Annotated in this window: 23 protein-coding genes and 1 pseudogene; 16 read left to right on the forward strand and 8 right to left on the reverse strand. The window is 62.8% G+C overall.

Translation table 11 applies throughout. From position 1 onward, the window contains the following. The first annotated feature begins 11 nt into the window (after window positions 1-11). Both FJ957_RS26410 and FJ957_RS26415 read left to right on the forward strand, forming a co-directional pair. Window positions 12-548 (forward strand): MarR family transcriptional regulator, encoded by a 537-nt coding sequence (locus tag FJ957_RS26410; protein ID WP_140835727.1) that lies wholly within the window; start codon window positions 12-14, stop codon window positions 546-548. A 105-nt stretch (window positions 549-653) separates the two neighbouring features. Continuing rightward, window positions 654-1853 (forward strand): amidohydrolase family protein, encoded by a 1200-nt coding sequence (locus tag FJ957_RS26415; RefSeq protein ID WP_140835728.1) that lies wholly within the window; start codon window positions 654-656, stop codon window positions 1851-1853. A gap of 122 nt (window positions 1854-1975) precedes the next feature. Here the strand turns inward: FJ957_RS26415 and FJ957_RS26420 are convergent, their stop codons facing one another. After that, window positions 1976-2560, reverse strand: a complete 585-nt coding sequence (locus FJ957_RS26420) for an amino acid synthesis family protein (protein WP_140835729.1) — start codon at window positions 2558-2560, stop codon at window positions 1976-1978. Next, the gene (locus FJ957_RS26425; RefSeq protein WP_140835730.1) at window positions 2557-3141 is read right to left on the reverse strand and encodes an amino acid synthesis family protein; all 585 of its coding nucleotides are present in this window, start codon (window positions 3139-3141) and stop codon (window positions 2557-2559) included. The genes FJ957_RS26420 and FJ957_RS26425 overlap by 4 nt, the downstream gene beginning before the upstream one ends. Window positions 3142-3372: 231 nt before the next feature. Between FJ957_RS26425 and FJ957_RS26430 the strand changes: the two genes are divergently transcribed. The 10 genes and pseudogenes from FJ957_RS26430 to FJ957_RS26480 all read left to right on the forward strand — a co-directional run bounded on the left by FJ957_RS26430 (window position 3373) and on the right by FJ957_RS26480 (window position 15515). Next, the gene (locus tag FJ957_RS26430) at window positions 3373-4377 is read left to right on the forward strand and encodes a BMP family ABC transporter substrate-binding protein (RefSeq protein WP_140835731.1); all 1005 of its coding nucleotides are present in this window, start codon (window positions 3373-3375) and stop codon (window positions 4375-4377) included. A 198-nt stretch (window positions 4378-4575) separates the two neighbouring features. Beyond that, entirely contained in the window at window positions 4576-6111 is a 1536-nt protein-coding gene (locus FJ957_RS26435; RefSeq protein WP_181180718.1) for an ABC transporter ATP-binding protein, read from the forward strand. Continuing rightward, complete coding sequence (locus FJ957_RS26440) at window positions 6108-7148, forward strand: ABC transporter permease (RefSeq protein ID WP_140835732.1); 1041 nt, start codon at window positions 6108-6110, stop codon at window positions 7146-7148. The genes FJ957_RS26435 and FJ957_RS26440 overlap by 4 nt, the downstream gene beginning before the upstream one ends. Beyond that, window positions 7136-8125: an ABC transporter permease gene (locus FJ957_RS26445; RefSeq protein WP_140835733.1), complete on the forward strand. Its 990-nt coding sequence runs from the start codon at window positions 7136-7138 to the stop codon at window positions 8123-8125. Before FJ957_RS26440 ends, FJ957_RS26445 begins: the two co-directional genes overlap by 13 nt. 15 nt (window positions 8126-8140) lie before the next feature. Further along, window positions 8141-9154, forward strand: a complete 1014-nt coding sequence (locus tag FJ957_RS26450) for a nucleoside hydrolase (protein WP_140835734.1) — start codon at window positions 8141-8143, stop codon at window positions 9152-9154. Further along, entirely contained in the window at window positions 9151-10095 is a 945-nt protein-coding gene (locus FJ957_RS26455; RefSeq protein WP_140835735.1) for a nucleoside hydrolase, read from the forward strand. The genes FJ957_RS26450 and FJ957_RS26455 overlap by 4 nt, the downstream gene beginning before the upstream one ends. Before the next feature lie 1249 nt (window positions 10096-11344). Then, complete coding sequence (locus FJ957_RS26465; protein ID WP_246685967.1) at window positions 11345-13666, forward strand: mechanosensitive ion channel domain-containing protein; 2322 nt, start codon at window positions 11345-11347, stop codon at window positions 13664-13666. Window positions 13667-13772: 106 nt separating this feature from the next. Then, window positions 13773-14071: pseudogene (locus tag FJ957_RS31950) on the forward strand (IS481 family transposase); the annotation flags it as partial. A gap of 198 nt (window positions 14072-14269) precedes the next feature. Next, complete coding sequence (locus FJ957_RS26475; RefSeq protein ID WP_140835772.1) at window positions 14270-15220, forward strand: DUF5996 family protein; 951 nt, start codon at window positions 14270-14272, stop codon at window positions 15218-15220. 97 nt (window positions 15221-15317) lie between these two features. After that, window positions 15318-15515, forward strand: a complete 198-nt coding sequence (locus FJ957_RS26480) for a hypothetical protein (protein ID WP_140835738.1) — start codon at window positions 15318-15320, stop codon at window positions 15513-15515. Between the two features lie 246 nt (window positions 15516-15761). On the opposite strand, the gene FJ957_RS26485 is transcribed toward FJ957_RS26480, so the two are convergent. Together FJ957_RS26485 and FJ957_RS26490 are read right to left on the reverse strand one after the other, a co-directional pair. Further along, on the reverse strand, window positions 15762-16343 hold the full coding sequence (locus tag FJ957_RS26485; RefSeq protein WP_140835739.1) for a nucleoside 2-deoxyribosyltransferase: 582 nt from the start codon (window positions 16341-16343) through the stop codon (window positions 15762-15764). Between the two features lie 388 nt (window positions 16344-16731). Next, complete coding sequence (locus FJ957_RS26490) at window positions 16732-17169, reverse strand: transcriptional repressor (RefSeq protein WP_140835740.1); 438 nt, start codon at window positions 17167-17169, stop codon at window positions 16732-16734. A 109-nt stretch (window positions 17170-17278) separates the two neighbouring features. Between FJ957_RS26490 and FJ957_RS26495 the strand changes: the two genes are divergently transcribed. From FJ957_RS26495 to FJ957_RS26505, 3 genes are read left to right on the forward strand one after another with little or no spacing between them, the layout of a single operon-like run. Then, window positions 17279-18160: a zinc ABC transporter substrate-binding protein gene (locus tag FJ957_RS26495; RefSeq protein WP_140835741.1), complete on the forward strand. Its 882-nt coding sequence runs from the start codon at window positions 17279-17281 to the stop codon at window positions 18158-18160. Further along, entirely contained in the window at window positions 18157-18951 is a 795-nt protein-coding gene (locus FJ957_RS26500; RefSeq protein WP_140835742.1) for an ABC transporter ATP-binding protein, read from the forward strand. The genes FJ957_RS26495 and FJ957_RS26500 overlap by 4 nt, the downstream gene beginning before the upstream one ends. Then, a complete protein-coding gene (locus FJ957_RS26505) occupies window positions 18935-19738 on the forward strand; it encodes a metal ABC transporter permease (protein WP_210239424.1) in 804 nt (267 codons plus the stop codon). The genes FJ957_RS26500 and FJ957_RS26505 overlap by 17 nt, the downstream gene beginning before the upstream one ends. A gap of 91 nt (window positions 19739-19829) precedes the next feature. Here FJ957_RS26505 and FJ957_RS26510 read toward each other — a convergent pair whose 3' ends face one another. Further along, a complete protein-coding gene (locus FJ957_RS26510) occupies window positions 19830-20534 on the reverse strand; it encodes a hypothetical protein (protein WP_140835743.1) in 705 nt (234 codons plus the stop codon). Window positions 20535-20610: 76 nt separating this feature from the next. After that, window positions 20611-21255: a HupE/UreJ family protein gene (locus tag FJ957_RS26515; protein WP_246677280.1), complete on the reverse strand. Its 645-nt coding sequence runs from the start codon at window positions 21253-21255 to the stop codon at window positions 20611-20613. Between the two features lie 896 nt (window positions 21256-22151). Here FJ957_RS26515 and FJ957_RS26520 point away from each other — a divergent pair. Beyond that, entirely contained in the window at window positions 22152-22556 is a 405-nt protein-coding gene (locus FJ957_RS26520) for a hypothetical protein (RefSeq protein ID WP_140835744.1), read from the forward strand. 57 nt (window positions 22557-22613) lie between these two features. Here the strand turns inward: FJ957_RS26520 and FJ957_RS26525 are convergent, their stop codons facing one another. Both FJ957_RS26525 and FJ957_RS31955 read right to left on the reverse strand, forming a co-directional pair. Then, entirely contained in the window at window positions 22614-23054 is a 441-nt protein-coding gene (locus tag FJ957_RS26525; protein ID WP_181180720.1) for a hypothetical protein, read from the reverse strand. 606 nt (window positions 23055-23660) lie between these two features. Further along, a partial coding sequence (locus FJ957_RS31955) for a hypothetical protein (protein WP_181180721.1) occupies window positions 23661-24922 on the reverse strand: 1262 nt, incomplete at its 5' end.

Raw genomic sequence — 24922 nt, forward strand, 5'->3', positions numbered from 1 at the left:
CAAGCATCCCAATGACGGTGATCGAACAAACGAAGCGGACCAAGCGCAAGGCCGCGCAGGACAAACGGCTGAGCCGCGAGGAGGCGCTCGCCCGCTATGCCGCGACCGGATACGATCTCGACCTGCACCCGGCCCACATCGTGCGCCGCGCCCATCAGCGGGCGACGCTCTGCTTCCAGCAGGAGATGGCCGGCGAGGACCTGTCCCCGACCCAGTTCGCGGCGCTGGCGACCGTGCTGCGTCACGGCGAGGTGTCCCAGAACCATCTCGGGCGGCTGACGGCGATGGATCCGTCCACCATCAGTCTCGTGGTGCGTAAGCTGCTGAAGCAGGGGCTCGTCAAGCGCAACGCTTCCAAGACCGACCAGCGGCTGGCCATCATCGCGCTGACGGACGACGGCGTGCGCTACACGCTCGATCGCCTGGACCGCAGCGTCGAAGTGGGCCGGCAGCTTCTGGCGCCGCTCTCCAAGGCTGAGCAGGCCACGCTGTTGCAATTGCTCCAGCGCATCAGCCGTGACGACACAGGCGACACGGCGGTCAAATGACCTACTGATCCCAAACTCAGAACGCAGCAAAACAGCGGGCGTCGCTGGACCTTTCAGCGGCGGGATGTCCTCCCTTGTCCGCGCCGAACAGAAGGAATCTGCCTGATGTCCTCAGACTCCCAAGCCATGACCACTGCCGGGAAGACCGTCATCCGCAATATCGGCCTGATGCTGAGCGGCGATATCGCTCGCCCGGTCCTCGACGCCGACACCATTGTGGTCGTGGACGGCCGCATCGCCGCGGTCGGCAAGCAGGGCGGCGTCGAGACAAGTGAGGCGACGAAGATCATCGATGCGCAAGGCTGCGTCGTCACCCCCGGCCTGATCGACAACCACGTCCATCCCGTTGCCGGCGACTGGACCCCGCGCCAGAACCAGCTCGGCTGGATAGACTCGACACTCCACGGCGGCGTCACCACCATCATCTCGGCCGGCGAGGCGCACTATCCCGGCCGCCCTCGCGACATCGTCGGCGTCAAGGCGCTCGGCATCGCCGCGCAGCGCAGCTTCTCGAATTTCCGCCCCAGCGGCATGAAAATCCTTGCCGGCGCTCCGGTGCTGGAGCCGGGCATGACCGAGAACGACTTCCGCGAACTCGCCGAGGCGGGCGTGACGCTGATCGGCGAGGTCGGGCTCGGCGGCGTGAAGGACGGCCAGACGGGCCGCCAGATGATCGCCTGGGCGCGCAAGTACGGCATGACCTCGATGACCCATACGGGCGGTCCTTCGATCCCCGGTTCGGGCCGCATCGGCGCCGAGGTGGTGCTCGAGGTGGATGCCGACGTCGTGGCGCATATCAATGGAGGCCCCACCGCCCTGCCCGACGACGAGATCCGCCGTATCTGTGAGGAAGGCGCCCGCGCACTCGAGATCGTCCACAACGGCAACCTGCGCACCGGCCTATTCGTGCTCGGCATCGCCAAGGAGCGCAACGAGCTCGACCGCGTCATCCTCGGCACCGACGGTCCCGCCGGCTCGGGCGTGCAGCCGCTCGGCATCCTGCGCACCATCTGCCACCTGGCGTCGCTGGGCGGGTTGCCCACGGAGGTGGTCTTCTGCTTTGCCACCGGCAACACAGCGCGCGTGCGCAACCTCACCGACCGCGGCGTCATCGAGGTGGGCCGTGCCGCCGACCTCGTCTTCATGGACCAGGCTGCCGGTGGCATCGGCAAGGATTTTCTGGAAAGCCTGGCGCTCGGCAACCTGCCTGGCATCGGCATGATCATGATCGATGGCGAAGTGCGCACCGCGCGCAGCCGGAACACGCCGCCTGCCATCCGCGTGCCCGAGATCGTCGCGGCCTGATCCGCAAGCTCTGCTCAAAGCAGGAAAAGCGGCCCTCAATGGGATTTGAGGGCCGCTTTCCTTTGGGTTGGTCCTATTGGGATCCGGTGGGAGCCGCCAGTCACCGGCGGCGCCGGTTCGGTTCAGATCAGCCCGTCTTTGCCGACGACCCGTTCCTTGGTCAGCCCGCCGACGCGCGGATGCGGCCGGCCCGAATCTGTGACGGCGATCGCCACGACGATCTCGTCGTCGCGCGGCGCGTCCGGCACACGCACTTCCATGCCGTCGAAATGGCTGCGCACCTTGGCGGCATCCTTGTGGCCTAGCGGGATGTCCAGCGGCACGCCGAGCCCGCCCCGCTTCTTCGACGAGGGGATGAGCGCCGCGCCCGTGCCGAGCACGTCACGGAACGGCGCGCCGAGCTTCGGATGCAGGATGGCGGCGGCGTGTTCCAGCTCGCCATCGGCGCCGACGGCGGCGGCCTTGCCGAAGCTCTCGATCTGGTCGCCGGGAATGCCGAGCGCCGCCACGGCGCGCTTCGGCAGGATGTCGCCAAGCTCGGCGCCGATGTCGCTCAGCACGGACAGATCGTCCACATAGCGCCCGGCGAACGGGTTGCGAATGACGGCGACCGCCGCGGCGCGACGCGTCGGCGGATTGACCGGCTTGCCACCTTCCACGCGCGTTTCTTCGATGATGGTTACAATTCGACGGATCTCGACGCTCATCTCAGGCCGTCCTCTCCCTTGATGTCCTTGGCTTCCAGCCCACCGGCGCGGGCATGCACGCGCGGCCCGGTCGTCATGGCCAGCACCAGCAGCAACTCGTTGGCGCGGGGAGCGTCGTTGATGCCGACTTCGATAGCGTCGAAATGGCTGCGTACGTAGGAGGCATTGATATGCGTGACCGGAATATCGATGCGCGCGCCGGGGCCGCCCACCTTCTTGGTCGAGGGCACGATGGCCTTGGCGCCGCCTAGCAATTCGCGCATCGCGTAGCCGCCCGGGTTGTGCCAGAGCGCGCCGTGTTCGAGCTCGCCGCCGCTGCCGACGATGGCCCCCTTGCCGTAGCCTTCGATCTTCGAAGCATCGCAGCCGAGCGCCTTGAGCAAGCGCTCCGCCATCTCAAGCCCGAGCGGCTTGAGGTCGTCCATGAAATCGGTAATCTCTTCCACGTAACGCCCGGCGAACGGATTCTCGATCACCGCCAGCACCGCGGCGCGCTTGACCGGCTCGTCCCGCGCAGGTCCGCCTTCGTGAAAAATCTCCTCGACCTGTACTACAAACTTCCTGACGATCGGCTTCGGCATCAGCTACTCCCGGCTATCACATCGCGAAATTGTTAGAGTATCAACAATTATCGATCTGACCGCTTTGTCAAGTCGTCTCGGTCCGTGGTTCGCAAACAACCGGGTCGGACATCGCATGGCACCAGATTGACAGGACATTAGACCACTCATAAGGTCATATGATCACCAACAAGTTTTCCGGTACCCCTTGCGGGGACGGCACTTGGGGCGACCTTCAACCAGGGGACTGCTATGAAAAACATCCTTTCGACGTGCATTATCGCCGGCGCGGCGCTCGCGGCCTCGGTCAGCCTTGCCTGCGCGGAAACCAAGGTGTCCGTGGCGGCCATCTCCGGCTACTTCGCCCAAGGCTTCGGCGTTTCCATCGTCAACGGCCTCAACAAGGCCAAGTCCGATTTCGGCATCGACCTCAAGCTGGTCGACACAGGCAACCGCGCGCTCGACTATGAGGAACAGTTCGCCAACCTGGCGAAGGACGGCAAGTACGACCTGATCTTCGTGATGGGCTGGGAACTCGTCGACGCGCTGCAGAAGGCGAGCGCGGCCTATCCGAACCAGCGCTTCGTCTTCATTGACGGCGTGCTCGACAGCGACAAGATGATCTACGCCAACTTCGCCGAGGAGCAGGGCTCCTTCGTCGCCGGCGCGCTCGCCGGCATGATCGAGGCCAAGGGCAGCGCCTTCGACAAAATCGGCGACGGCAAGGCCATCGGTTTTGTCGGCGGCCGCGACATCCCGGTCATCCGCAACTTCCTCGGCGGCTATGAGCAGGGCGCGAAATACGCCGCTCCCGACGTCACCGTGAAGCCCGTCTTCGCCGGCACCTTCGATGATCCGGCCAAGGGCAGCGAACTGACCCAGGCGCTCTACAATGAAGGCGCCGATATTGTCTACAACGTCGCCGGCCCGACGGGCGAAGGCGTCATGCAGGCCAGCGCCGCGGCCGACAAATACTCGATCGGCGTCGACATCGATATGTGCTCCTCGGCGCCTGGCAACGTGCTTGCCTCGATGCTCAAGCGCGGCGACATCGCCGTCTACAGCCTGATCAAGGATGAAGTCGAAGGCCACAAGCTGACCGCCGGCACGCGCACCTTCGATCTCGCTTCGGGCGGCGTCGAGGTGAAGGTCTGCGACGACATAGCGCCGAATATCCCCGAGGAGATCAAGTCCAAGCTCGACGAGATCAAGAAGGGCATCGTCAAGGGCTCGATCAAGATTGCCAAGGCCAAGTAAGGTTTGAGCGTGGCCGGAGGCTGATCCGCCTCCGGTTCCTTTGCATCCGTTTTTCGCGTGGGCCGGTTCGCTGGCTCAATCGACTTTTGTTTCCAGACGGAAAGCCGCTACACGCTTTTGCTGGAATTGCCTTGGAGCAGTGAAGCTTCCGTGTCCGACGTGTCACTCTCCCCGGCATCAGTCACACCGGCGGCTACCGTGGAGACGGCCGTCGAACTGATTGGCATCACGAAGCGTTTCAACGCCTTCGTCGCCAACGACAACGTCTCCATTGCCGTGCGCGGTGGCGAGATCCACGCCATCATCGGCGAGAACGGCGCTGGCAAGACCACCCTGATGAACGTCCTGTTCGGCCTGCTGCAGCCCGACGAGGGCACGATCCGCATCAACGGCAGGGACATGGTCATGGCCGATCCGGCCGCCGCTATCGGCGCGGGGCTCGGCATGGTGCACCAGCACTTCAAGCTGGTCCCTTCCCTCTCCGTGGCGGACAATGTCTTCCTCGGCATGGAAATCCGCCGCAACGGGCTGATCGACCACGCCGCACAGATCGAGAAGACGCGCGAGCTTTCCGAGCGCTTCGGCCTGAGGGTCGATCCGACGGAGCGCGTCTCACTGCTGTCGGTCGGCATCGAGCAGCGCATCGAGATCCTCAAGGTGCTGGCGCGCGGCGCGCGCACCATCATCCTGGACGAGCCGACCGCGGTGCTAACGCCACAGGAGAGCCGTGAGCTATTCCAGACTTTGCGCGGGTTCGTCGCCGGCGGCATGACCGTCATCTTCATCTCCCATCACCTCGAGGAGGTGATGGAGGTTTCCGACACCGTCACCGTGCTGCGCCACGGCAAGCATGTCGCGACGCGTCCGACGGCCGAGCTTACCAAGACCGATCTGGTGCGCATGATGGTCGGGCGCGACGTCAGCTTCGAGCGGCGCCGTCGCGACAAGAGGGCCGGCGAGGTGGTGCTCGACGTCAAGAATTTGTGGGCGCGCGACGACCGCCGGCTACCGGCGCTGCGCGACGCGAGCTTCATCGTGCGTGCCGGCGAGATCGTCGGCATCGCCGGCGTTGCCGGCAACGGCCAGACCGAGCTCGCCGAAGTGCTCGCCGGTCTGCGCCCCGCCAGCCATGGATCTGCCCTTCTGAGGGGCCGCGACCTGACCGCGCTGTCGCCGGCGCGGATCCGCGAGACGGGCCTCGCCCATGTTCCGGGCGATCGCATGGCGCGCGGCGTCGATGGCGGCGCATCGATATCGGCGAACCTGTTGATGGGTCGCCAGTCCAAGGCCCCATGGTCGCGTCACGGCGTCCTCGACTGGAAGGCGGCGGCCAGCCATGCCGTCGACATGATCAAGCGCTTCGACATCCGCGCGCGCGGCCCGGCGGACACCGTCAAGCGGCTGTCCGGTGGCAACATCCAGAAGGTCGTGCTGGCGCGTGAATTCACCAACGATTCGGATTTCCTGCTCATCGACCAGCCGACGCGCGGCGTCGACATCGGCGCCCAGGAATCCATCCACGACGAGATCATGCGCCAGCGCGCCGCGGGCCGCGCCGTTCTCGTCATATCGGTGCAGCTCGATGAGCTCCTTACGCTCGCTGATCGTATCCTGGTCATGTTCAACGGCCGGATCATGGGCGAGGTCGAGGGCGATGGAGCCGACGGCGAAAGGATAGGCATGATGATGGCAGGTGTCGAAGCCGAGCCGGCGACAGACGGAGCGGCATCATGAGTGACCGGTTGCGTGCCGTTTCCGGACAGGTTCTCGCCGTCCTTTTCGCCCTCGCCATCGGCGCCGTGATCATCATCCTGGTGGATGAGAGTCCTGTGAAGGTGTTCATGACGCTGCTGCGCGGCGCCTTCGGCGACCAGTCCAAGGTCGCCGGCACTCTTCTGCAGACCACGCCCATCCTGATCTGCGGTGTCGCCGCCTGCATCGGCCTTCGCGGCGGCATGTTCAACGTCGGCATCGAGGGACAGCTTTTCCTCGGCGGTTTCGCCGCCGCCTGGGTGGGCTTCGACCTGCCGCTGCCGGCCGGCATCCACATGCTGGTGGGCCTGCTGGTGGCGACTCTCGCGGGCGCCGCCTGGGTGTCCATCCCGGCCTTCTTCCGCGCCCGCTACAACACCAATGAGGTGGTCTCCACCATCCTGTCGAACTATGTCGCGGTGCTGCTGACCTCCTACTTCACCATCTTCCTGTTCAAACGGCCCGGCGGCTGGTCGGAGACGCCACCTGTCCTGCCCACGGCCTACCTGCCTGAGCTGTTCTCGTTCTCGCGCCTCAACTGGGGCCTCATCATCGGGCTGGCGCTGGCGCTCTTCTTCGCCTGGTTCTTCCGCTACACCAGCAAGGGCTACTCGATCTCGATGGTCGGCTCGGCGCCGAAATTCGCTGAATATGGCGGCGTCGACGTCAAACGGCAGGGCTTCCTCGTCCTGCTTGCCTCGGGCGCGGTCGGTGGCCTCGCCGGCGGTGTCGAAACGCTCGGCGTGCATCACCGTTTCATGGAGGGCTTCGCGCCCGGCTTCGGTTTCGACGGCCTGATCGCGGCCCTCCTCGCCAACGGCTCGCCCATCGGCACTATCGTCACGGCGCTGTTCTTCGGCGCGCTGCGCAGCGGCTCGCTGCTGCTCGAGGTCGAGACGACGGCGTCGCGCGAGATCATCACGGTCATCCAGGCCCTCATCATCCTCAGCGTATCCGCGCAGGTGCTGATGAAGCGCCGCGGCGACAGCACGGCGGGAGAGCGTCGATGGAAGTTCTAGACAAGCTCCTCAACGTCGCGCTCCTGGTCGCGACGCTCAGGACCACCGCGCCGATCCTGCTGGTCGGCCTCGGCGGTTCTTTCACCACCAAGGCGGGCATCTTCAACATCGGCCTCGAAGGCCAGATGCTGGTCGGCGCCTTCTTCGCCGTGCTCGGCTCCATCTGGTCCGGTTCGGCCGTTGTCGGCGTGCTGTGCGGCGTGGCGGCGGCACTCGTCTTCGCCCTCATCTTCGCGCTTCTGGTCGTCACCTTCCGCGCCAACGAGGTGGTGGTGGGCCTTGCGCTCAACATCCTCGCCGGCGGCATGACCATCTCGCTGATGAAGGCGATCTTCGGCACCCGCGGCTCGATCGTCGGCCACGGCATCGTCGGCCTGCCCAAGGTGCAGATCCCATGGGCCCGCGAACTGCTGGGGTCATGGGCGCCGCTGATCTCGGGCTATACGCCGATGGTCTACGTCGCCTTCATCGCCGTGCCGCTGCTGGTGCTGTTCTACAAGCGCACCAAGCTCGGCCTCTATATCCGCGTCGTCGGCGAAAAGCCCGAGGCGGCCGAGGCGCTGGGCATCTCCATCACCCGGGTGCGCTACATCGCCTCGCTGCTCTGCGGCCTGCTCGCGGGCCTTGCCGGCGCGCACCTGTCGCTGGGCTACATCACCATGTTCACCGAGAACATGTCGTCGGGGCGCGGCTTCATGGCCGTGGCGATCCTGATCTTCTCCAACGGCGACCCGCTGAAGGTGCTGGGCGGCTGCCTGCTGTTCGGCTTCGCCGATGCCTTCTCGCTCAGGCTGCAGACCTTCGGCTTCCCGTCATACCTCATCCTGACCGTGCCTTACGTGGTCGCGCTGGTGGCGCTGTTCGCGCTCTCCTATCGCGGTCGGCCACGCATCATCCGCGAGACGCTCGACAGCATGAGGAGGCTGCTCTCGGTCGAGAACAGGCCGACGGAAAACGACAACACCCTCCCAAGGTAAGGACGCAACACGCATATGGAACGCATAATCCTCGACGTGGATTCAGCGGGCGACGACATCCTCGCCGTGCTGTTTGCCGCAGCCAGCCCGCACGTCAAGCTGGAGGCGGTCACCACGGTCACCGGCGCTGCCGGGCCGATCGAGCAGGTCACGAACGTGGTGCTCAACACGCTTACGCTCGCCGGCCGCGACGACATCCCGGTGCATGCCGGCGCCTGGCGGCCGATCGTCGGCCACGCCAAGGCCGACATGGAAGCGCCCGTGCATTTCGAGAAGCGGCTGACCGCGCGCTTCGGCGAGCGGCTGAAGAAGTTCAATCCGCCGGCCCCGACGCCAAAGCGCCAAGCGACGCCTGGCCATGCCGTCGACTTTATCATCGACACCGTAATGGCCGATCCGGGCGAGGTCACGCTCGTCACAACCGGCCCGCTCACCAATGCCGCCATGGCCTTCCTGCAGGAGCCTCGGCTCGCGGGTGCGCTGAAGCGGCTGCTGGTGCTCGGCGGCACCTTCCAGACGCCCGGCAACATGACGCCAGTCACCGAGTACAATGTCTGGGCCGATCCGGAGGCCTCGCGCATCGTGCTGAACGCCGAGGTCGACAAGATCCTCGTGCCGCTCGACATCTGCGAGGACAACCGCGTCGCCACCTCGATGATGACGCGCGACGACATTGCAGGCATGCAGGCGGTGGCCAAGAACAACCCTGTCGTCGACATGATCGCCGAGGTGTTCCCGATCTATATCGACATCTGGCGCGAGTTCTTCGGGCTCGTCGGCTTCCCGCTCGATGACGTCATCACCGTCGCGCTCGCCTTCGATCCCGGCCTCGCCACGCTTACCGAACCGCTGTTCGTCGACGTGCTGACCGAGGGCCGCGTGGCGCGCGGGCAGACGGTCGCCTATCGCGGCTTCCAGATCCTGCCCGGCGGCGGGCCGAAGACCACCCGCATCGGCACCGACCTCGACGGCCGCCGCTTCCTGAAGGTCTTCAAAGATACCCTTGCCCGCTACGAGCGGACCGCATGACGAGCCAGACCATGACCCCTACGCCTATCCTCTTCGATTGCGACCCCGGCCACGACGACGCCATTGCGCTCGTTATGGCGCATCGCTCGCCGGCCGTCGAATTGCTCGGCGTCACCACCACATGCGGCAACGCCGAGATCGAAAAGACCACCGCCAACGCGCTGCGCATCCTCGAATATATAGGCGCCGGCGCTGTTCCGGTGGCCGCCGGCTGCCACCGGCCTTTGGCGCGCCCGCTGGTGCTGGGGACCGCCGACGGCCCAAGCGGCCTGGAGGGCTCGCCCTACCTGCCCCAGGCGACCATCAAGCCGGTCAAGCAGCACGCGGTGGACTTCCTGGCGGAAAAGCTGCTGTCGCGCGCCGAGCCGACCGTCGTGGTCGCCACCGGCCCGCTCTGCAACATCGGCCTGCTGCTGCTCAAGCATCCGCAGGTCGTGCCCAAGATCAAGCAACTCATCTGGATGGGCGGCGTCTTCTACCGCAAGAGCGAGATCATCACGCCGACCGAATTCAACGCTTTCTGCGACCCGGAAGCGCTGCGGATCGTGCTCGATTCCAGCGTGCCGATCACCATGGTCGGCCTTGACGTCACCATGCAGGTTCTGGTCGAGAAGCCGCAATATGCCGAGCTCGCCAAGATCGACACCCCGCTCGGCAAGCTGGTCAACGACTGGCTGCTGTTCTACGAGAAGCTGCACCGCAACTCGATGGGCGTCGGCGGCGCCATGCACGATCCGCTGGCGCTGGCGCTGGTGATCGACCCGACCCTCGTCAGGACGCGGCCGGCGCATATCGGCGTCGATCTCAGCGGCAGCTACATGTTTGGCGCCACCGTCGCCGACTTCTGGAGCGAGCGTGGTCTGAAGGACAACGCGCTGATCGCCAACGAGGTCGATTCCGACCGCTTCTTCAAGCTGATGTTCGATCTACTGAGGGATTGATCCAAAGAGCGCCGTGATCTCGGCGCTCTTCTTCTCCTGCCACTAAACCGCGCCCACTTCCGGTAGACATGCTTGCCTGATCGGGGCGTCCCGCCGGTGGTGTCCTGCCCGAAGGACCATGCAGCGCCTGGCAGCCGGCATGGTCCTTCTGGCGAAGACTAGCCGGCGCGACGGCGAGCTCGATGCGAACCTCGTCTCGCCCGCCGAATTGGCGGCCCGCCGAGAATGTCGAAGGAGGCTTGCCATACGACTGGTCAGCAAAACGTCGCAAGAGATTCCTAACTGACCGATCGCATCAATCTGTTGGCTGGAAGCCCGATCGCGATCGGGCTTCCAGCCGCGTCAGAATTGGTCGCGGACGCTTCTGCGTGGCGCCTTCAAGGTGGAAAACCATAGTCAATATCATGTATAATCATCGGGGTTTTCAGTTTTGCAATGGATGCTAGTGGCGCCAAAATGCACTTGATCCCGGTGTGCCTGCGAAATTCCCGACAAAGTGGAACATCATCAAATGTTAACATGCACCGATAAGTGTGAAGTTTCGTTAGGAACATATGGGAAAACCCGAAAGCTCTCCTTACAATCTCACCGATTGTATCAGTCTGGCAATCTAAACTGATTAGAACCGAGCAGATTCCGCACGTTATAGCCTGTAGGGTAGGGGTTAAGGGGCAGCATAGGAACGACAGGAGGTCGCAGACATGCGTGCAATCTTGACATCGACCGCTTTTGCTTTGGCCATGGCTCTGACTAGCATGCCCATCGACCGGGCTTCGGCCCAGGATCTTGAACTCCACCTTGACAACGGCCGCCCGAAAATCAGGTTTCGCGATGACTGCGACCCGAGCCGCGAAGATTGCCGTGACCGCCGTCAAGGCAGTGGTGATCGCTTGGCGGGACGGCGTGAATGTACACCCGAACGGGCGCTGGACAAGGCCGACAGGATGGGCGTCCGGCGGGCCCGCATCGACCATGTAGGGCGCCGCAGCATCGAAGTCCGTGGCCGCTCGCGTGATGGCGAACGTGTAAGCGTGCGGTTCGATCGCACGGACCGCCGCTGCCCCACATTGGACTAGGCGCGACATGGCGCCTGAGCGCGTCCCAAGGAGCGGAGCGTTCACCACACTCAATGAAGGTATCACCCCCGTCAGGGCTCGCCCTGCATTAATACCAATGCGAAGAGGTGGCTACCTATTGTTTGAGGCAGCGGCAGCGCGCCCCGACCGGTCGATTTTTGCTTGGGCTAGCCGTGCGAACTCTGATTTCTCTCTTGTTGTTTCTACTTCTCTCCGGGGCACCAGGCTTCGCCCAACCGGCCGCACAAGGAGGTCCAAAGCCCGGCGAGCCGAGCGCGGAGGTCGAAGCGCTCATCGGCATCCTGGAGAATGATCAGGCGCGGCACCGCCTGATCGACAGACTGCGCGCCGCAGCCGCTGACGACCATCGGCCGGCCGCCGAGGTCGCGCCTGAAACGACGATTGCACAGGAGGTCGCCGCGTATACAAGGGACGCGGCAGAGAGCGCTTCGGGCCTGATCAAAACAGTCGCCGGCCTCGTCGAGAGAATTGGCGGTGTCTTTTCCGGAGGCGTCTCGATCGATGTGCAGAGTCTCTGGAGCGCTGTACGCAACAGCGCCCTCGTCGTGGTGCTCACCTTCGCCGTGTACCTCGTGCTGAGGCTCGCCTTTGGCCGGTTCCAGCGCGCATTCGCCAGTGCCGCGACACGTGGAGGCAGGTTCGAGCGGTTCGGCTTCATCGGGTTGTCCGCGCTGGCCGATGCACTCACAGTGCTCGCGGCCTGGGCAATCGGTTCGGTGTCTTCGCTGTCTGCATTCGTTATCGACCAGGCAGGCCAGGCGGAGATGAACCGGGCGCTGTTCCTGAACGCCTTCCTGGTCATCGAGTTCATCAAGGTCCTTGCGCGCACGCTGCTTGCCCCCAGGTGGCCTGCGCTGCGAATCTGGACATTGAACGATACAACGGCAGCATACTGGTATTTCTGGCTGAGCCGCTTCGTCGGCGTGGTCGGCTACACGATGTTCTTCCTCGCGCCGATCGTTGCGATCAACGCTTCGGAAGACGCCGCGCAAGTGATCCGCGTGGTCGTGATGTTTGCGGCGCTGGTGCTGGCTCTGATTGTCATCCTGCAGAATCGCGATCCGGTGCGGCGATGGCTGCTGCGCCGCAGCGAGACCCGCCGAACCGACATTCTGGGCAGGTTCCTGGCCGGTCTCGCCAGATTTTGGCATGTCATGGTGATCGGATACCTGGTCCTTGTCTTTGTTCTGTGGCTCGCGGCTCCTGGAATGGCCCTGCCCTTCGTCCTCGCGGCCACTATCCAGTCGATCGTCGCGGTGGCCATAGGCGTGCTGCTGACAGGCGTTATCGCGCGGGTCGCCGGGGCGGGGATAAGCCTGCCCGCCGAAGTCAGCGGGCGGCTTCCGCTGCTCGAACGGCGCCTCAATGCCTTTGTTCCCAATGTGCTCAGGGCCGTTCGCGTCCTGGTCGCCGGGGTTGTGTTGCTGGTCATCGCCCAGTTCTGGCGAGCGGCAAACATTGTCGGGTGGCTGTCGAGCGAAGTCGGCCAGCGCTTCGCCGTTTCAATCGTTTCCGCGATGCTGATACTGCTGGCCGGCGGCCTGATCTATCTCGCCGTCCAGTCGTGGGTTGAGTATCGCCTCAATCCGAATTACGGCCATGTCCCCTCCCCACGCGAACGGACGCTTCTCTCCCTGTTCCGCAACGCCTTTGTGGTTGCGCTGGGCGTCCTCATTGTCATGCTGGTCCTGTCCGAGTTTGGCGTGAACATCGGGCCACTGCTTGCCGGCGCCGGCGTTGTCGGCCTTGCTGTCGGCTTCGGAGCGCAAAAGCTGGTGCAAGACATCATCACCGGCGCCTTCATACAGTTCGAGAACGCGATGAACGAAGGCGATGTTGTAACGGCAGGAGGGATTACCGGCACCGTCGAACGGCTGACTATCCGTTCCGTGTCGCTGCGCACGCTCGACGGCGCCTATCACCTCATCCCGTTCTCGTCCGTCGAGGCCGTGACAAATTTCATGAAGGGCTTCAGCTATCACGTCGCATCGATCGGCGTGGACTATGGGGCGAGCATACCAGAGGTGAAGCAGGCGATGCACGACGCCTTCGACAGACTGAAGGAGGCCGGATTCGCGGGCGACATCATCGGTGACCTCGAGATGCACGGCGTAACCGAGTTCGCCGACTCCGCCATTCTGGTTCGGGCCCGCATCAAGACCAAGCCCGGCAAGCATTTCGCCTTGGGTCGCACCTACAATGAGATCATCAAGGAGATTTTCGACGAGCGCGGCATCGAAATACCTTTCCCCCATGTCACGTTTTACATGGGCGGCGAAGACAAGCAGGGCAAATCACCGCCGCCGCGCGTCAAGCAGCGGCATCCCAAGCCAACGCCGACGGCGGGAAAACCCAAGCGCGGCGCATCGACAAGCGCGGCGCTGGCCAAGCCGTCCAAACGCCAGCGCAAGACCAGAGTCCGCCAGGACGGTCCACCCGACCAGACCGTTGTCTCACCCGATGACGGCAGCTGAGGGTGCCCTGTGCCTTCTTATACGACTTTTCGAAGCACAAATGACGAACATTTCGGACTTGCAGCCCTTCAGCCTACCTCAGCAAGGCGGTCGGTACCGCAGGGCAAGGAAGCTGTCCAAACGCTACGGGATGGACCCGAAGGCCGTTGCCAAGCGGAAGGGTCGGACTTGGTCGCCGATCTGCCGACTGGACCCACAGCGCCATGGTATTTCGAGGCTGGCTGAGGTCGAAGGCGACAAGCAGCTCAAGAAGAAGTTCAAGGCCTGTCCGATCGGCTGCTTCCATATCGACATTGCCGAGGTGCAAACCGCCGAAGGCAACGCTACCGGTTCGTGGCCATCGATCGCACCGGCAAGTTCGCCTATGCCGAACTCCACACGCGGGCAACAAAAATGATCGCAGCCGACGCCAGCGGCATGCATCATGCTCGTCCAGTGGAAAGACTACCCGGGTCAATGGCTGGGAGTCGTGGCATGTTGGTCGGTCACGAATATCGACCATCGCTCCGAGCCCGGGTGGTCTGGCCAATATGCAGGCACCCTCCCTATAGTGCGCGTCTGTCGCAACCTGCAATCAATCGCATCGAACCCAGGAAAGAACCCATGTCGTCTGCCACGAAATCGGAACGCTGGCCGGATCTCCCTTTCGCCGCCTGGAAGGACACATATGAAACCCTCCACCTTTGGACCCAGATCGTCGGCAAGATCCGCCTCATGCGCGAGCCGTGGCTGAACCATTCGTGGCATGTGCCTCTCTATGTGACGGTTCGCGGCCTGACGACCTCGCCGATTCCCATGGGTGGGCGAGCACTCCAAATGGATTTCGATTTCATAGACCATCTGCTGTGGCTGAGGACCAGCGATGGTCACATCCGGCAAATCATGCTCGCGCCAAAGACAGTGGCGGAGTTCTATGACGAAGTGATGGTCGCACTCGACGGGCTAGGGCTCACGACACCGATCTTTGGCCGCCCGTCCGAGATCGCCAACGGTATCGCGTTCGAGCAAGACCGTGTCCACGCCTCCTACGATCACGACTATGCCAACCGCTTCTGGCGCATCCTGCTCTCCACACACGAGGTCTTTTCACGATTTCGCACCGGTTTCCTGGGCAAAGTCAGCCCCGTGCATTTCTTCTGGGGCGGCTTCGACCTGGCGGTCACACGCTTTTCGGGCAAGCGGGCGCCGCTGCATCCGGGCGGCATTGCGCACTTGCCCGATGCCATCACCCGGGAAGCCTATTCGCATGAGGTGAGCAGCGCCGGGTTTTGGCCGGGCGGCGGCCTCATCGACTACGCAGCCTTCTATTCCTATGCCTATCCCTCTCCGGAAGGCTACGCCTCCGCGGCGGTCCAGCCGCAACAAGCATTCTTCTCCAAGGCGTTCGGTGAATTCCTCTTGCCCTACGACGAGGTACGTCAGGCGGGAAACCCGGAAGCCATGCTCATGTCGTTTCTGCAGAGCACTTACGATGCGGCGGCCGATTTCGGCAAATGGGACCGCGACGCGCTCGAATGTCCTGTCGGCGAGCCCTGCCGGCCACGCCCGCTGTAGATAGATAGCAGGGCGGCTCGAGTTGAACTTTGGATCCTCACGTCGAAAGGCCGCTGTCGTCCGTTGGTTGGCAGAATTCTGGAGTCTGTGGTCGTCAATGATGATCGCAACCCCGGCGGCGCGCCACGCACCCCTTTCCCAGCAAGCCGAGCCTGCCGGAGACTTCACGCGCGCGCTCATCCAGGTTCTGTCGCCGGACGATCCGGAACGGGCGATCGAGCATACGTGCAGAAGCCTGCGGCCGGGCGGTGTGATCTACATCACTGGAAGCGGGATCATCGAGGACGATCGGTGAGCCCCGCGGCCGGCGTTTATCTCAATTTGACATTGATGAACCGCTATCCCGGAGGAACCGCCTATACGATCTCCGAGCATTTTGCATGGCTGACGAAAGCGGGGCTGCGTCGATACCGCGCGTACCGCCTTGCTTAGCTCGTTGATGCAGTTGGCCTGTGTGGACCGATCGGCGGACCTTCCCCAGGCGATGCAACGCTCATCGTCTAAAGGATCGTCCCACACGGGTTCTCCGATTCAGTAGAGGCTATTTGATTCGCCTGAACCAGTTGGCAGCGAGCTCGACGCACCTTTCGAAATATTCGAGCGCGGTATAGATATCCGTCGGATTGGTGTGACCGGATACGAGAACCCCGGTTGATCGCGCTACGGCGCTGGCCATCATGAGATTGTCGATCATATCGTGCTCTTCAACCTGCATGCCTTGAGGGTCTTCGCGATCGCCGGTGTCGCGAATTGTTATCTTGCCATCCCAAAAGCCAACGACGCGCTCAGCGAAAAGTCTTCCATCGTTTGAATATGCGAAAATCGGCTTGTTCTGCGCGCGCATGTATCCCATTTCGAAAGCCGATCCGGCATCCATGCTCGGCCCGTGATAAGGGGTCATGTTGACGATGGCGGCATCGCATTCGTTCATGGCCGTTTCCATGGTGTCATAGGCATAGAGACCCTGTTCAAACCTCGACAGCGGCCTGTCATATTTGATGACATCTGTTGGATAAAGACCAACGAGCCCATACTTGGAACATATCTCTTTCTTTTTTTCCCCTAGTTCGAAAGATTTTGCCGAGAACACATCGGGGCCGGCGAGATATATTTTGGCATTCATTTTTTTCACCTGTCTTGATATCTAATGTGGATGGGACGCCTGTGGCGTATCTTTATCGCGGAAGAGCGCCCACTTTCGTTGCCGGGGTACGATCCAGATCAACGATTCGATCGAGAAGCAGATCGAAAAACGGGCGGAATCGATCGTCTCAATCATGAAACAATTTGCCGAGGCTCCTACAAGTGCTTCCGGCGATGTTGGTGGTGCGCCCATAGTCCAGACCCTGGTCCGTGCAAACCGAAACAGAAATCTGGCGCCCCGAGAACAGAGTTGGATCGATCAGATAGGCGATCACGCAAGGGTCGTGGAGCCAGGGCCCTGAAAAAATTTAACTCACCGATTGCCCTGCCGTTGGCACTGCCCGTTATTGCCGCCCTAACTTTGGGTTTTAATGTTCGTCAGCGGAGCTAGAGGCACTGCAACTGGCGCAGCGCACCTTGAGTTCGATGGCGACAGCCTCGACCTGCAGGGCTTCTTGCCTCGCCCAGGCCTCAAGCAGCCGATCGACTGTCCCGTCGTGGTGCTCGACAACTGTTCCACAGCCATCGCAAATCGCGAGAATCGTTGTTTGCCCACGATGGAGATGGACATCGGTGCACCGGACGAACGCGTTGATGCTCTCAACCTTGTGGACGATGCCGCATTGAATAAGGCTGTTGACCGCCCGGTATATCTGCACGGGTGATTTAATCCCGTAAGGCTTCAGTTTTCTCAAAATCTCGTAAGCGCCGATCGGCTTGCGCGCCTTCGCTATAGTCTCCAGGACCAGTGCCTGGTTTTTCGTCAGACCGCTGAAGGTCTGACCGGCCGAGAGCGGATCGAGCATCAAATCACATTTCTGTTATGTGATAACATCGCTTTCTCATTGACCAACGTAATAACATAACCTACCCAGTGGTCAATCGGGTTGAATCGGACTGCAAAAGGAGAAAGACATGCGTTCCTTTCCTTTCACGGCGGCGCTGTTGCTCGCTGCGGCACTGCTCGCAGGCGGCGGTGCTCGCGCCGAAGATAAGGTGAACATCGTCGCGGCCGAGAATTTCTATGGCGATCTCGCCCATCAGATCGGCGGCAGCCACGTCGCGGTGACCAGCATTCTTGCCAATCCCGATGACGATCCGCATCTGTTCGAGACCAGCCCCTCGACGGCGCGCACGATCGCCGACGCCAAGATCGTCATCTACAACGGCGCGGATTACGATCCGTGGATGGACAAGCTTCTATCAGCCTCCACCAACGCGCAGCGCACGACCATCGTGGCCGCGGATCTGATCGGCAAGAAGTCGGGCGACAACCCGCATTTGTGGTACAATCCAGCGACGCTGCCCGCGATCGCCAAGCAACTCTCCGCCGACCTTTCAAAGCTCGACCCCGCCAATGCAGCGCACTATCAGGCCAACCTGGCGAAATTTCAGTCGTCGTTGGATGCAATCAACAAGCAGATCGACGACGTCAAGAAGGCCTATGGCGGAACCGAGGTCACCGCGACGGAGCCGGTGTTCGGCTATATGGCCGATGCCCTCGGCCTCAAGATGCTGAACTACGATTTTCAGGTCACGGTGATGAACGATGCCGAGCCGAGCCCGACGCAGGTGGCGGCATTCGAGAACAGCCTCAAGGACGGATCGGCCAAGATCCTCTTCTACAATTCGCAGGTGACGGACGAAGCGACGACGCGCCTCCTCGACATTGCCAAGCAGAACAAGGTCACCGTCATAGGCGTAACCGAGACGGAACCCGCCGGCAAGACGATCCAGTCGTGGTTCGGCGGCCAGATCAGCGACGTGCAGAAGGCCCTGGCCGCCCGCACACAATGAATGTCATCGCCTTCGACAGGGTCACATTGACCTATGGGGGACGCCGGGTTCTTACCGACGTCTCCTTTTCCATTCCACAGGGTGCGTTCGTGGGGCTGCTTGGCGCCAACGGAGCGGGCAAGACAACGATGCTGCGCGCGGTCCTGGGGCTTTTCCGTCCGGCCAGCGGAACGATTTCCGTCCTTGGCCAGCCGCCGACACGCGGCAATCCCGCCATAGGCTATATGCCGCAGGCCCGCCGCACCGTGACGCATGCCGGCATCAGCGGCTTCGATCTCATCGTCACGGCGGCGGGCGGCCATCGTTGGCGCTGGCCGGCGGCGTCAGCGCTCGAGAAGGACGCGGCATGGAAAGCACTTGAAGAGGTCGGCGCGGCCGATATCGCCAGGAGGCCGTTCGCGGAACTGTCGGGGGGCGAGCGGCAGCGAATCCTCATCGCCCAGTCGCTGATCGGCGACCCCAAGCTGCTGCTGCTCGACGAGCCGCTGATCAGCCTGGACGCCGCGCATCAGCGCACCATTATCGAACTCGTCCATGAGGTCGGCGAGCGGCTGGGTATCGCCGTCATTTTCTGCTCGCACGAGATCAACCCCTTGCTGCGCGCCGTCGATGCCGTCCTCTATCTCGGGAACGGCAACGCCGCGATCGGGAGCGTCGACGAGGTCATCAACGGTCCCGTCCTGTCGAAGCTTTATGGAACGCACATCAACGTGGTGCGGGTAGGCGGACGCATCTTCGTGATGGCCGACGACGTTGAACTGGAGGGCGCCGCGCATGTTCACGATGTTTGACTACGAATTCATGCGCAACGCCTTCGCCGCATGCACGGTCGTTGCCATCGTGACCGGGGCGGTAGGATATTTCCTCGTGCTGCGAGGCCAGACCTTCGCAGGACATGCGCTGGCTCATGTCGGATTTCCCGGCGCAACGGGCGCCGGCCTGCTCGGCCTGTCGCCATTCTTCGGGTTGACTATCTTCACCGTGCTGGCCGGCATCGGCATCGGCCTTCTGGGCGAAAGAGCGCATCGCGACGTCGCGATCGGCATCGTGCTGACGCTTTCGCTCGGTCTCGGCTTGCTTTTCCTGCATTTCTACACCGCTTTCGCGTCCCAGGCGACGAATGTCCTGTTTGGAAACGTGCTCGGCATCAGTTTCCGGACGGTCGTCATCCTTGCGGTGCTTTCCCTGGCGATCCTGGTCGGCTTGACCTTCATTTCCAGACCCTTGCTCTTCGCCAGCCTGCAGCCTGAGCTGGCGGAGGCCAAGGGCGTGAACCTCGATCTGGTTTCGACATTGTTCATGATCATTGTCGCCGTGACGACGGCTGAAGCCACCCAAATCGTCGGCGTACTTCTCGTCTTCGCGCTGATGGTCGCCCCGGCGGCAACGACGCTGCGCCTGACCCGCGGTGTGCTGCGGGGCATCCTTGTCTCGATCGCGCTAGCGGTCGCCATCGCCTGGACCAGCTTGTGGCTTGCGTTCGAAACAGACTGGCCGACGAGCTTCTGGATCACATCGCTCGGTGCCACTGCCTATCTGGGCGCCGGTCTTATCCGGCGCTTGAAGGCGGCGCAATGACTCCCTGATGAACGGCTGAAAGCGTCGAACACCTGAGCAGCCGGCCTGCCGCAGCCACGCGACCAGGATGTTTTTCTGGCCGGGATACCGTTCACGGCATCAGCTTGTGTTCGCCCTGCTTCAAGGAATCGCGCGGACGCGTAAATTGCTGAATAGGAGGCTCGTAGCGGTATTTCCCAGTGGGCAATCCATCGGCGGGAGCAGCCCCCGATGGTTGGGGCATGGTTGTTGGAGGCTTGGTGGCGATCGCCGTTCCTCCAAGGAGGAGCCCGATCGCGACCAGCCAACTGCCCAGGATGCGTGTGCCGATCGTGTACCACGCAGGCGGGAAAATCCGCCCGATAAGGCCGACGGCGACAACGATCCAAACGGCGATGATCGTCCCCGAGAGCGGTATTCGGAGATCGTTCAACATAGGGTCGGTGAGCTTTGTGACAACGGCCAACAACGCGCCGATGAGACATGCTGCGGCAGGGATTGTCCAAGTTCGGAAACGACCGGAAACGACGAGAACGATGCCGATTATCAGCATCGAAAATGGCGCGGTAAGGAAAGCGTGAGTCGTCGCTCCCCGTACGCCGGCCATCACATCAAGGAATCGATCGTAAAGCAGAGTCCCGACCACCTCGCCCAGCAGCAATGCCACGAGTGTGAGAACTCCAAGCCTCAGGCTTACCAGAGCGGTTGCAACACCCAGTCCGGCCAGCGGCAAGACGCGTTCAGGAGAAAGGGCGCTGTTGAGGATCCACCACGACGTCTGCGTCTTTTCCGAAGAGGTCGCAAGTACGCCGATCATAGCAACGCCAGCGATGGCCACGACAGGGCCTGACCATCGAAACAGGAATCGCCACGCCGATCGCTTGGGATATGTTTCAGGCGACAAGGAAATAGACGCCTCCCGCCGCGATCAATCCGCCCAGGCCCTGCGACAACCGTCCGCCGAATGCCTTGCCCAGCAGAAGTCCGAATCCGATACCCAGCAGGTGGATCAAGCCGGTGGCGATGACGAAGCCGATTGCATAGTCGGCCGGGTCGGCTGCATTCGGCAGTTCCGCGCCGTGGGCGTGTCCGTGGCAGATGGCGAACACGGCAATCATAAGCAACGCAACCCATTCCGCCGGCCGCCATGCGCAAGCGATGGCCAGCCCCAGGGCGATGATCGACAGCGCAATGCCAATCTCAACACCGGGCAGCGGGACACCTGCTATTCCGGCAATCCCGCCCACGACCATGATCAGCGGGAATGCAACCGGCAGCGTCCAGATCGAACGTCCACCGATCTGGGCGCCCCACAGTCCTACGGCAAACATGGCCAGGAAATGATCAGGCCCGGTCAGCGGATGTTCGAAGCCGCTGCCAAATCCACCCGTCCCCGATTGAATGATGTGCGCTTGCGCCATCGTGGACCCGGCCGTCAGAGCTGTTGCCGCCGCCACCATGCCGTATGCAAAGTAGCCAAACCGGATTTGGCTGCTGATGGACGGCAGCTCCGCTTTCTCTTCAAGTGTCTGCGCCACTCACGAACCTGCCATGTTGCCAAACCGGCAAATTGCCATCGATGGAATCATCAAGATATGACTTTTACGCTCAATGGATTCAGCGAACCAGAAAACGGCTATTTTTGGCGTTGAACTCGAAGCGGAGCGTCAATCGTCGGCGCTGGAGCGTGAGAGCGCAAGGGTGCCAGAGCTGAAACGAAGAGGCGCTTGAAGTCCCGGTCCCCTCTGGGAGTTCAGTCCGGAGCAGATCTGGCGGACAGATTGGCCTTCGGAATCGAACACTTGCCGAGAGACGGAGGCGATCAGCTTCGGGCCGGCGCCGCGAGAGCATTCGCGTGATCGAAGTTCACGTGACTGAGGCGTCCACGGTCCTTCGGGACCGCCGTCACTCGCCAGAATTGCCACCATGCCCCCCATGATACTTGCCCGGTGGGGCGCAATGGCACTGCCATTTACAGACTTCCCCTCTTGGGGCCCTAGCGCGAAGGGCGATGGTCAGCATCGTCTCCGATGCCGCACGGAACAGCGACGGCCGGTGATTACTTTTAAAATAGCTTATATTATAAAACGGGTATAATTTTAAACAAATTATCCAATTAATACACTGGTAACGCAATAATGTTGAGCGATGCTCTTAGGCTGTTTCGGATAATTATTCGCTAGATTTGTCAATTACGTCCGCTGCGTTATGCGCGCAAGATGAGTGCTTGTTATATGGCCGCAATCGCAGAGCTTATGGATATAGTTTAGCCTGCTACTCGATGTGTCTTATCGCACTTTAGTTTTATACCGCCGGTAAAAACCGATTTAGAAGCTGATCTACGGCACTTTGGAGAGCGCGAATCTCCACTCTGCCTTTGATCCATGCTGAACCGTAGTCGCTTGCTCAAAATCTTGTTCAGGAGGCAATGGACATGACCGATCGCATCACTTCCAGCACTTCCTCTGGAGTCGAGATCCTTTCTTCATTGTCTTCATTGTCTTCAGCAGCAGTAATTAACGAGGGCGGCGCAACGCGTTTTGTTGCATCGAGCACCCTTTCGCGACGCGATGCCGCCGGAGGTTCACAAGACGGCCTGAGTCCGATCGCCCATCCGCGCCCAGGCAAGATTGGGATCGTGAATCTCTTCAACGTCGAACGGCATGAGAAAAGCGAGCTCGCTCCGGAGGGCGAGCATAGCAAGATCGGGTGGGGCTATCCCAGCGAAGGCTCGCCTGACTCTCAGTTTTCCGAGGCGTCGTCGACCGGCCTGTTCCCCAGGCCGTTCGATGGGGCCTTGCAGTTGTCATTGCAAGAAACCAGCGCAGAAAACCAATAGGAGCGTGCCATGTCCAAGACTTACAAGCGTTCTCATTTCCTCCTTTCCACCACGGCGTCAATTGCGTTGCTGACAACTATCACAGCCCAGGCAGGTGGTGGGTTGGGTGGCCTTGGTGGTGCAGTCGGCGGAGCAGTCGGAGGCGTCGGTCATGCGGTCGGCGGCGCAGTAGGCGGTCTCGGTGGCGCGGTTGGCGGCGCAGTGGGTGGTGTCGGCGGCGCAGTAGGTGGCCTTGGCGGTGCAGTCGGCGGCGCTGTAGGTGGCATCGGCGGTGCGGTCGGTGGCGCCGTAGGTGGCGTCGGCGGTGCGGTCGGTGGCGCCGTGGGTGGCGTCGGCGGTGCGGTCGGTGGCGCCGTGGGTGGCCTTGGCGGTGCAGTTGGCAGAGCGGCTGGCGGTGTTAGCACAGTGGGCGACCACGGCGTAAGTGCGGTCGGTAAATCGGTGAGCGGCGTGGCGAAGGGTGTTGGCAAGGTAGGCAAGGTCGTTCGCAACGTTCATAAACCCGTGCACAAGACTGTAAAGTCCGCCCGCAAGACCGCTGGCGCCGTCAGCAAGTCTGCGCGCAAATCAGTGGCCAGCCTTGGCAAATCAGCACTTAAGAGCGCAGACTCTGTTAGCAAATCTGCCAGGAAGTCAGTGGCCGGCGTAGTTACGACGGTGGGCGGCGCGGTTGGCGCCCTGGATACTGCCGTGAACGGCCCGATCGGCGCTGCAACTGGTACGCTCAGTGGCGCGGTTGGCTCGTTGGCCAGCGCTGTGAACGGTGCGGTCGGTGGTGTCGGTGGTACCGGAGGCACGCTCGGTGGTGCAGTCGGCGCCCTGGGTAGCGCCGTGAACGGTGCAATCGGTGGAGCTGGCGGTGCCGGCGGTACGCTCGGTGGCGCCGTCGGCGCCCTGGGCAATGCCGTCAACGGCGCGGTCGGCGGAGCCGGTGGTGCCAGTGGTACGCTCGGTGGTGCTGTTGGCGCCCTGGGTAATGCGCTCAATGGTGCGGTCGGTGGAGCTGGCGGTGCCGGCGGTACGCTCGGCGGCGCCGTTGGCGCCTTGGGTAATGCACTCAATGGTGCCGGCGGCATCGGTGGCTCGCTCGGCGGAACGGTCGGCTCACTCGGGAACGCCGTGAACGGTGCGGTCGGCGGAGCCGGTGGTGCCGGCGGCACGCTCGGTGGTGCTGTTGGCGCCCTGGGTAATGCCCTCAATGGTGCAGTCGGTGGTGCCGGTGGCATCGGTGGTTCGCTTGGTGGCACGGTCGGCTCGCTTGGTGGCGCTGCCAACGGCGCGGTTGGCTCGTTGGGTACTGCGCTGAACGGAGCAGTTGGCGGAGCCGGCGGTGCAGGCGGTACGCTCGGTGGTGCTGTTGGCGCCCTGGGTAATGCGCTCAATGGAGCAGTCGGTGGTGCCGGTGGCATCGGTGGCTCGCTTGGCGGTGCCGCGAACGGCGCGGTTGGCTCGCTGGGTACCGCGCTGAATGGCGCGATCGGCGGTGCCGGTGGTGCGGGCGGCACGCTCGGTAGTGCCGTTGGTTCCCTGGGTAATGCCCTCAATGGAGCAGTCGGTGGTGCCGGTGGCATCGGTGGCTCGCTCGGCGGAACGGTCGGCTCGCTTGGTGGCGCTGCCAATGGCGCGGTTGGCTCGCTGGGTACCGCGCTGAATGGTGCGATCGGTGGAGCTGGCGGTGCCGGCGGCACGCTCGGTGGTGCCGTCGGCGCCTTGGGTAATGCGCTCAATGGAGCAGTCGGAGGTGCCGGCGGCATCGGTGGTTCGCTCGGTGGCACGGTTGGCTCGCTCGGGAACGCCGTGAACGGCGCGATCGGCGGAGCCGGCGGTGCCGGCGGCACGCTCGGTGGCGCCGTTGGCGCCTTGGGTAATGTCCTCAATGGTGCGGTCGGTGGTGCCGGTGGCATCGGCGGCTCGCTCGGCGGAACGGTCGGTTCTCTCGGGAATGCCGTGAACGGCGCGATCGGTGGAGCCGGCGGTGCCGGCGGCGCGCTCGGTCGCGCAGTCGGCGCCTTGGGTAATGCGCTCAATGGAGCAGTCGGTGGTGCCGGTGGCATCGGTGGCTCGCTCGGTGGCACGGTCGGCTCGCTTGGCGGTGCCGCGAACGGCGCGGTTGGCTCGTTGGGTACAGCGCTGAACGGCACGATCGGTGGAACTGGCGGTGCCGGCGGTACGCTCGGTGGCGCAGTCGGCGCCTTGGGTAATGCCCTCAATGGAGCAGTCGGCGGTGCTGGCGGTGCCGGCGGTACGCTCGGTGGCGCCGTCGGCGCCCTGGGTAATGCCCTCAATGGTGCAGTCGGTGGTGCCGGTGGCATCGGTGGCTCGCTCGGCGGAACGGTCGGCTCGCTTGGTGGCGCTGCCAACGGCGC

It is taken from the genome of Mesorhizobium sp. B2-4-6 (assembly GCF_006442775.1).
Taxonomy (GTDB): Bacteria; Pseudomonadota; Alphaproteobacteria; order Rhizobiales; family Rhizobiaceae; genus Mesorhizobium.

What these genes read in the sequence shown, in the direction of transcription:
- FJ957_RS26495 (WP_140835741.1), top strand. Translation starts at nt 17,279, where the DNA reads ATGCGTTCCTTTCCTTTCACGGCGGCGCTGTTGCTCGCTGCGGCACTG.
- FJ957_RS26475 (WP_140835772.1), top strand. Translation starts at nt 14,270, where the DNA reads ATGTCGTCTGCCACGAAATCGGAACGCTGGCCGGATCTCCCTTTCGCC.
- FJ957_RS26485 (WP_140835739.1), bottom strand. Translation starts at nt 16,343, where the DNA reads ATGAATGCCAAAATATATCTCGCCGGCCCCGATGTGTTCTCGGCAAAA.
- FJ957_RS26500 (WP_140835742.1), top strand. Translation starts at nt 18,157, where the DNA reads ATGAATGTCATCGCCTTCGACAGGGTCACATTGACCTATGGGGGACGC.
- FJ957_RS26420 (WP_140835729.1), bottom strand. Translation starts at nt 2,560, where the DNA reads ATGAGCGTCGAGATCCGTCGAATTGTAACCATCATCGAAGAAACGCGC.
- FJ957_RS26455 (WP_140835735.1), top strand. Translation starts at nt 9,151, where the DNA reads ATGACGAGCCAGACCATGACCCCTACGCCTATCCTCTTCGATTGCGAC.
- FJ957_RS26480 (WP_140835738.1), top strand. Translation starts at nt 15,318, where the DNA reads ATGATGATCGCAACCCCGGCGGCGCGCCACGCACCCCTTTCCCAGCAA.
- FJ957_RS26415 (WP_140835728.1), top strand. Translation starts at nt 654, where the DNA reads ATGTCCTCAGACTCCCAAGCCATGACCACTGCCGGGAAGACCGTCATC.
- FJ957_RS26525 (WP_181180720.1), bottom strand. Translation starts at nt 23,054, where the DNA reads ATGAACGTTGCGAACGACCTTGCCTACCTTGCCAACACCCTTCGCCAC.
- FJ957_RS26425 (WP_140835730.1), bottom strand. Translation starts at nt 3,141, where the DNA reads ATGCCGAAGCCGATCGTCAGGAAGTTTGTAGTACAGGTCGAGGAGATT.
- FJ957_RS26445 (WP_140835733.1), top strand. Translation starts at nt 7,136, where the DNA reads ATGGAAGTTCTAGACAAGCTCCTCAACGTCGCGCTCCTGGTCGCGACG.
- FJ957_RS26410 (WP_140835727.1), top strand. Translation starts at nt 12, where the DNA reads ATGACGGTGATCGAACAAACGAAGCGGACCAAGCGCAAGGCCGCGCAG.
- FJ957_RS26450 (WP_140835734.1), top strand. Translation starts at nt 8,141, where the DNA reads ATGGAACGCATAATCCTCGACGTGGATTCAGCGGGCGACGACATCCTC.
- FJ957_RS26440 (WP_140835732.1), top strand. Translation starts at nt 6,108, where the DNA reads ATGAGTGACCGGTTGCGTGCCGTTTCCGGACAGGTTCTCGCCGTCCTT.
- FJ957_RS26505 (WP_210239424.1), top strand. Translation starts at nt 18,935, where the DNA reads ATGTTCACGATGTTTGACTACGAATTCATGCGCAACGCCTTCGCCGCA.
- FJ957_RS26430 (WP_140835731.1), top strand. Translation starts at nt 3,373, where the DNA reads ATGAAAAACATCCTTTCGACGTGCATTATCGCCGGCGCGGCGCTCGCG.
- FJ957_RS26510 (WP_140835743.1), bottom strand. Translation starts at nt 20,534, where the DNA reads ATGATCGGCGTACTTGCGACCTCTTCGGAAAAGACGCAGACGTCGTGG.
- FJ957_RS26490 (WP_140835740.1), bottom strand. Translation starts at nt 17,169, where the DNA reads ATGCTCGATCCGCTCTCGGCCGGTCAGACCTTCAGCGGTCTGACGAAA.
- FJ957_RS26520 (WP_140835744.1), top strand. Translation starts at nt 22,152, where the DNA reads ATGACCGATCGCATCACTTCCAGCACTTCCTCTGGAGTCGAGATCCTT.